4 protein-coding genes are annotated in these 7,622 nt (G+C 36.2%); 2 read left to right on the top strand and 2 right to left on the bottom strand.

Features of this window, described 5'->3' with window-relative positions:
• A partial coding sequence (locus DCO46_RS08405) for a hypothetical protein (RefSeq protein ID WP_116752117.1) occupies nt 1-193 on the bottom strand: 193 nt, incomplete at its 3' end.
• Nucleotides 194-361: 168 nt separating this feature from the next.
• Nucleotides 362-3,043 carry a T9SS type A sorting domain-containing protein gene (locus DCO46_RS08400; RefSeq protein ID WP_116752116.1) on the bottom strand — a complete coding sequence of 894 codons (2,682 nt, stop codon included), beginning with the start codon at nt 3,041-3,043 and terminating at the stop codon, nt 362-364.
• A gap of 637 nt (nt 3,044-3,680) precedes the next feature.
• On the opposite strand from DCO46_RS08400, the gene DCO46_RS08395 reads away from it, so the two are divergent.
• Nucleotides 3,681-5,636, top strand: a complete 1,956-nt coding sequence (locus DCO46_RS08395; RefSeq protein ID WP_243416280.1) for an alpha-galactosidase — start codon at nt 3,681-3,683, stop codon at nt 5,634-5,636.
• Between the two features lie 10 nt (nt 5,637-5,646).
• Nucleotides 5,647-7,614: a sialate O-acetylesterase gene (locus DCO46_RS08390; protein ID WP_116752114.1), complete on the top strand. Its 1,968-nt coding sequence runs from the start codon at nt 5,647-5,649 to the stop codon at nt 7,612-7,614.
• Nucleotides 7,615-7,622 lie beyond the last annotated feature (8 nt).

The raw sequence follows: 7,622 nt of genomic DNA, 5'->3' as shown, positions 1-7,622 counted from the left end.
AAATGTAGTGTTTTACTTCGCCTGTGTTTTCTTTCTTAAAAAGAAGATCTAATGCATGATATAATTTCAATAAAACATCTTTGTCTTCTTTTGCAATATCTAAGGCCGTATTAAAATTAAAAACATAATTATTCGAATTGCGTACTTCTACTTTTATCGTTTTTGATGTAATTTTAAATTTAACTATGTCCATATTGTTTCTAAGTTGCTTAATGAAATTGCAAAGTTATTGTAATTAATTGTATAAATAAAAATATGAATAATTTAAAATAGCAGGTTGAGGTATTCTGATTTGCACAAATAAAAAATCCCGATTTTCACTTCAAAGCGAAAATCGGGATTTTTTTAAAGAGAGAACTATTTATTTTTTGACAAACTTAAAGTTTTGCACCGCATGATCTGCTGATGTAACTTTTACGATATAAACACCCTTCGTAAGATTGCTTACCGGTATTTCTGAACTAATCATATCTTCGGCAACCAATGATGTTTTCCAGACTTCTTTTCCTGATATATCATACAATGAGATTGCAGCAGGTCCATTTATCGTATGATCAAATTTTATCCTGAAAGTTGTTGAGGCAGGGTTTGGGAAAATATAGTTTGTGGCCGAAATTCCCCAGTTATAGGCAGGAGTGCTTAATATTGGTCCGTCATAGATAGCATACAAAGCAGCATCAGCCTGTGGCAGTTGGGCACTTAACGTGCCTTGCGCAGTGTTTGTTGCACCAGAATATAATTCTTTGACGTTATAAGTCCCGGAACCCAAACCAATTCGGCTTAAACTGATATTGTTTGTAGTTGCAGCATTACTATAGTTAAATACGGCCACGTAAGTAACATTATTATGTGTCGCATAGAAAATATTCGCTGCATTGTTTCCCGTATTACCATCAGACGGAATAAAATGCATATCATTTCGCGCTGCATCCATCACATCATCATTTTGCAAAAGATTCTGAGCCGTAGCTTTCCATGCACCTGCAACAGAAAAGTCATCACCAGTTGTAACAGTTCCCGTTACCACGCTGCTTAATAATCTCGCACGATTTTGTCCGATAGAAGAATTGCCAAACACCACGTGATCTGCATCGAGATAATCGTAAATCTGGTTTTGCCACCAGCCATAAGTTGTGCTGTTTAAAGTATAATCAGTATCGCTGATTGTACTGTACGCATCACAGGCAATACGATGCACATGCACAAACGGACCTGTTGCTAAATTTGGAGATATGGCAGCCTGCACCAGCATTGTACCGTTAATTTCATCTACTAAATATTTCATCCCTTCCTGATACGCTTCCATCCCCGTATGAATCTGATAATTTACAAAACTGTCTGCTTCTATACTCGCGTGAGTCAAAAAGTCGATTTTAACCATTTCAAATCCCGCTGCTTTAAAACGATTGATAAAATATTTAATTCGGGCTTTAGTTCCCGGACTTGTAGGATCCATCGCATACGCACCATCTAATTCAAGTGGACTTCCGTTAACCATTGTCCAGCATTGATTGTAATTGTATGAACTTCCTTCGACCTGACGGTTGTATTTTCCCCAGTCAACAAAAGGAGCCCAGTAAATTCCGGCTTTAAAACCTTTGCTTTTTGCATACGTAACAAATTGCGCAAGCTGAGCATCTGTCATATTGTCCCAATAGGAATCAAGATCTATAAATAAAGTATTGTCTTCCGTTTTATATGCCGGGCAGTCATCATGAAAAAAGTCTACAACTGCCTTAGCCTTAGCTAAATTAATATTAGTCTGCATGGCACCCCAGCTATTCCAGCCAATAGGTTTCGGAGCCGTCCAGTCAAAAATATATTTTGGCTGTAGTGCCGCGTTTGCCTGTGCAAATTCTTCAAAACCTGTTCGCCAGTCGTCACCGGCATTTATCATTACTTTAGGCGAAGGACAACTCGTTTGTCCCACATTTACCCAGCCATGACTGCGTTTATCTCTTGTTATTTCTTCCTTTGTCCATCCTGCGATAACCGAAACGTAAGCTGATGATCCGCCCCCGCCGCTTACCGTAATCCCCGTTTTCCATTTCGTATGTTCAAGAGAACCAATCACCAAACCTTTACGATTTGTATTGTTATAGATATTGGTAACCTCAGATGCAGTAAAATCTGCCGAATTTAAAGTATAGGCATTATAGCGAATCCATGCATCATTGTCATAAGGAACAAATACAGCTCTGGTATCTCCCGTACCAAAATTCGGCGTTACCTGATAACTCGTTAAAGGAGACATTTTATAGCAGTTAGAGCCGTTTCCGGTAAGTATAACCTGTACCGCCAGGTAATTCTTATTACTATACGTATAAAAAACCTGCTGCATACCCAAAGTATAATTACCGCTTAACGTAAAAATATGCTTTGTTCCACTGCCAATATTATCTGTAAAGGCTTCTGATGAATAAACGGCAGAAGTAAAATTACTGCTCAGATACTGCTGGTCACTATTCGCATAAGCGGATGCATTTGTAATTACTGTAGCGCCATTAAACTTTATGCTATACGTTTTGGTACCTAAATTGTAAACAATACTGTTGTTGGTACCAAAAGTAATTGTTTGAAGGCTCGAAGAACTAAGCGGCGTCAAAACAAACTTATCTAAATTGGGCGCCCATGAATTTGTATTGTCCCAAAGCAGGGTAGTAGCTCCGCTGTTTAGATAAACACTTATGTTTTTTGAGGCTGCAGTACTCCATCCGCCACTGGGATCACACGGAATAGATATGGTTGTGGCTAAACCTGCCGTTAAACGAATGGTACGCGGATCTCCGGTACAATAAAATAATTCAAGATTGTACCAGCCCGCAGCAGAAACCGTAACATTTGTTGATACACTGCTGTTCCCTCCCAAATTGCCAACAATTTTACCGGAACAGGAATCGCAGTTTTGTATGTCAGCATTATTAGTACGTGTACCGTTTTCGAACTCATAGGTCTGCGCCGAACTATATAATGCTATAAAGAGCAATGTAGTGGTAAATAATGCTCTGATTGATAATCTTTGTTTTGTAATTTTTTCTTGCATAATAATTTTGGTTTAGATAGTTAAAATGCAGTACTATACTATACTGTGCTACAATGATAAGAAAAATATTAATATATTGTTAAAAATTTGAGAGTTTTTATTTTACAGGCTGCGAGAATTGCATTTTTCATTTTTGAATAATCTTTAAAATAAATACAAATCCATTAAAAAAGGAATCGGGTTAAAATCCAAAAGTAGTATTGATGTTTGAGTATTTGACTGACGTTAGAGGCCATAATAATGGATATTGTTGCTGCTGTTTTTTGGAATTATTTGAAAAAATTGTAAAATTCACAATTATTCAGCAAATAAAAATTTCTTTTGGCTACATTCGGTACCAATTAAATAAAAAAGGTTCTATCTGCTTTATTTTGAGAGGAAAAGCAATATCAAAATACTATTTTTATAATCACGTGATTTATCTTTTTACGGCCATTTCATTTATAGATTTTATTAAATATTTTTTGAAGTGCTTGCGAAATAAATTTTAATTTGTATCATTGTAGTATAGAATAGTATAATAAAAAATAAAACCTGTTTAATGAAACCTAATTTTTCCCCATTCAAAAAATTGTTTTTATCCATTTTGTTAATGGTATTTTTCTTTAATTCAGCTTTAGCTCAAAAAGACATTAAAATGGCTTTTGGGAAAAACGGAATCATAACGTATGATGCCAGACAAAAAACAATTGCCGTAAGCCAATCCGGAAAAACTATTTTTTCAGAAGCAAAAGCGTTAGCTGTAGTGAATGATAAAACAATTTCGGTTAGCGATTATTCAGAAGCTGTTTTGTCAAAAGAAACGCTGAATGATAATTTAGGAAAAGGAACAAAATATATACTTACCTATACGGATAAAAACAATCTAACCCTAATCCAGAATTTCTATATTTATAACAATCAGTCCTATTTTATAACTCAAATAGAAATTTCAGGCATAGATAAACAAGTCACCACTAATTATATTTCACCATTAGATTTGGGAAAAATCACTTTTGATAAAATAGAAAATTTACAAACTGTTTTTGTCCCTTATGATAATGATGCTTTTATCAGCTACAATTCAAAAAAGTTAGATACCATCTCTCATAATACAAGTGCCGAAGTCGGAATCTTATTCAACAATACGTCGAGAAATGGTTTTATAATAGGTTCTCTTGAACATACCGTTTGGAAAAGTGCCGTAAAAACAATCAATAAAAAACCAGAAACTTTATTTTCTGCATGGGCAGGATATGTTGAAAAAGAAGTTACACGCGACAGCATCGCACACGGTCTGGTAAAAGGAAACAAAGTTGTGTCTCCAAAATTTTTCGTGGGTTATTATTCAGATTGGCGAAATGGGATGGAAGAATATGCTAAAACCAATCGCATCGTAGAAAAGCCTTATGTTTTTGAATGGAACAAACCAACTCCGGTAGGATGGAACAGCTGGGGCGTTTTGATGGAGAAAATTAATTTTGAAAATACGACAAAGGTTGCCGATTTTTTTGCAAACGAAATTCCGCAATTTCGAGTTGGAAATACAGCTTATATCGATTTGGATTCTTTTTGGGACAATATGGTAAAAGGCGGTTTTACAGGAGATTTTAGTAAACTAAAAGAATTTGCAGATTATTGTAAAAGCAAAGGTTTAGAACCGGGAGCGTATTGGGCGCCTTTTACAGACTGGGGATGGAAAGACGGACCAAACCGCAAAGCCGAAGGAAGTGATTATACTTTTGGAGAAATGTGGACCAAAACCGGAAACACCTATTTTGATTTTGACGGTGCCAGAGCGATTGACCCGACACATCCGGGAACATTAAAACGTGTTGATTATGTCATTAATAAACTAAAAGCGTGCGGTTTTAAAATGATTAAAATTGACTTTTTAGGTCACGCTGCCGCAGAATCTACCTCGTTTTACGATAAAAACGTTACTACTGGAATGCAGGCTTACAAAGTGGGAATGGAACATTTGGTAAATGCATTAGACGGACAAATGCTTATTTATGCTGCTATTTCCCCAAACATGGCAACATCTCGTTATGCCCACGTCCGTCGTATTGCATGCGATGCCTGGAAAACAATCGAACATACCCAATACACGCTGAATAGTGTAAATTATGGCTGGTGGCAGACTTATTCGTATGATTATATTGATGCCGATCATGTGGTTTTTGCAGATGTTACAGAAGGAGAAAACCGCGCCCGATTAATCTCGGCAGTTATTACAGGAACTTTAATTACCGGAGACGATTATAGTAAAGACGGAATTTGGAGTGTACGCGCAAAAGAATGGCTTCAGAATAAAGAATTGCTTAAAATTGTTTCTCACGGTGTCGCTTTTCGTCCAGTAGAGGGAAATACAGGAAAACAGACCACAGAAGTTTTCGAACAAAAAATTGGGAATGATTGGTATATAGCCGTCTTGAATTTCGGAAATACCAGCAAAGATTATGCGCTCCCTTTAGAAAGATTAGGTGTGAAAAATGGAAATTATAAACTGCAGGATCTTTTTGCAACTCAAAATACGGAAGTAAAAAATAATGTAATAAAGGTAAGTCTTAGTGCCAAAGATGCTCATTTGTACAAAATCATAAATCGTTAATTGACTGTATATGAAAAGACATTTTTTTAAGAAAATTATTTTAGCATTAACGTTACTGATACTTTCGTCAAATGCAGTAAATGCTGCCGTGACACTGCCTTCTTTTTTTACGGATAATATGGTGTTGCAGCAAAAAAGCGCAGTTCCGTTTTGGGGAGAAAGCAATAAGCAATCCGTATCGGTTACCACTTCTTGGGATAAAAAAACATATAAAGCCAATGTTTTAAAAGGCAAATGGAATGTGGTTTTAAAAACGCCTGTTTACGGCGGACCTTATTCGATTGCTATAAATGACGGAGATTCAAAAACGCTTCAAAATATTTTAATTGGTGAAGTCTGGCTGTGTTCCGGACAAAGCAATATGGAAATGCCTCTTGAAGGATGGGGAAAAATAGATCATTATAAAGAAGAAATTGCAAACGCCGATTTCCCTCAAATACGATTGTTACAAGCCGAACATATCGAAAGTACTTTACCATTAAACACATTAAAAGTACAGCACGATGGGTGGAATATCTGTAGCCCAAAAACGATAGCCGATTTTAGCGCAACAGCTTATTTTTTTGCCAGAAAGATTTATAAAGAAAAAAAGATTCCGATAGGATTAATTCATTCTTCTTGGGGAGGAACGCTTATAGAAGCCTGGACAAGTTCGGGAGCGTTAAGTACAATTCACGATTTTGATACCGAAATCGGAGCCATGAAATCGGAAACGAACAGAGAAGCTTTACAGCAAAAATACAATGCTGATTTGGCTGTTTGGGAAAAACAAGTTGCGAATGCAGACAAAGGAATGCAGCAGGAAAAAGCGATTTGGGCAACAGAAAATATTGATGATTCTTCCTGGAAAACTATGAAACTCCCTTCTTTTTTTGACAGCAACGGATTAGCCAATTTTGATGGAATAATCTGGTTCAGAAAAAAGTTTACAATCTCTGATAATACTAAAAATTTTAACCTCAGCTATTATGCAGATGATGATGATGTACTTTGGGTAAATGGCAATTATATTGGAGAAACCAAAGGTTATAATGTAGAACGCCATTATACAATTCCGGCTAAGTATCTAAAAAAAGGAGAAAACACAATTACAATAAGAGTTTTTGACGGAGCAGGAAACGGAGGAGTGTATGGTGAAGAAATTACTTTAAAATCTGACAATGAAACGCTTTCATTAGCCGGAGACTGGAAATATAATATTGGTGCAGACAGTAAAGATTTACCAGCTAAACCCTATTTGGCACAAGGACAAAACCGACCAGCTGCAATTTATAATGCCATGATTGCACCTTTAATCGATTATAAAATAAAAGGAGTAATCTGGTATCAGGGAGAAAGCAATGCGGAGAGAGCTTTTCAGTATCAAAAATTATTTCCGCTGCTGATAAACGACTGGAGAGCTAAATTTAAAGATAAAAATCTTCCGTTTTTGTTTGTTCAGTTAGCTAATTATAAACAGCAAAAACAACAACCTGATAATTCAGATTGGGCAGAGTTAAGAGAAGCACAATTCATGGCTTTGAAATTACCAAATACCGGAATGGCCGTAACAACTGATATTGGAAACGGAGAAGACATTCACCCAAAAAATAAACAAGATGTGGGCGGACGTTTAGCAAATATTGCTTTGGCTAAAGTTTACAATACTAAAATTGAGTATTCGGGACCGCTTTATAAATCGTATTCTGTTAAAGCAAATGTAGTTACGATAGATTTTGATTTTAATGAAAATATAAAAGCCAAAGAGAATTCTCTAAAAGGATTTTCAATAGCCGGAGCAGACCAGAAATTTCATTGGGCAGAAGCCAAAATAGTCAACGGAAAAGTAGAAGTATATGCACAGGAAGTTCCCAATCCGGTCTCAGTGCGATACAATTGGGCAGACAACCCAGACGGAAATTTAACCAACGCTTCGGGATTACCGGCATCGTCTTTTAGAACAGATACTTGGGAAGGAATTACACAAAAAAAGAAATAAGAAAATAA

This window comes from Flavobacterium sp. HTF (assembly GCF_003105115.1).
Taxonomy (GTDB): domain Bacteria; phylum Bacteroidota; class Bacteroidia; order Flavobacteriales; family Flavobacteriaceae; genus Flavobacterium.
This window is presented reverse-complemented; position numbering and strand designations above follow the sequence as displayed.

Excerpts from the sequence above, each read along its gene's own strand:
- DCO46_RS08400 (WP_116752116.1), bottom strand. The coding sequence starts at position 3,043 with ATGCAAGAAAAAATTACAAAACAAAGATTATCAATCAGAGCATTATTT.
- DCO46_RS08395 (WP_243416280.1), top strand. The coding sequence starts at position 3,681 with ATGGCTTTTGGGAAAAACGGAATCATAACGTATGATGCCAGACAAAAA.
- DCO46_RS08390 (WP_116752114.1), top strand. The coding sequence starts at position 5,647 with ATGAAAAGACATTTTTTTAAGAAAATTATTTTAGCATTAACGTTACTG.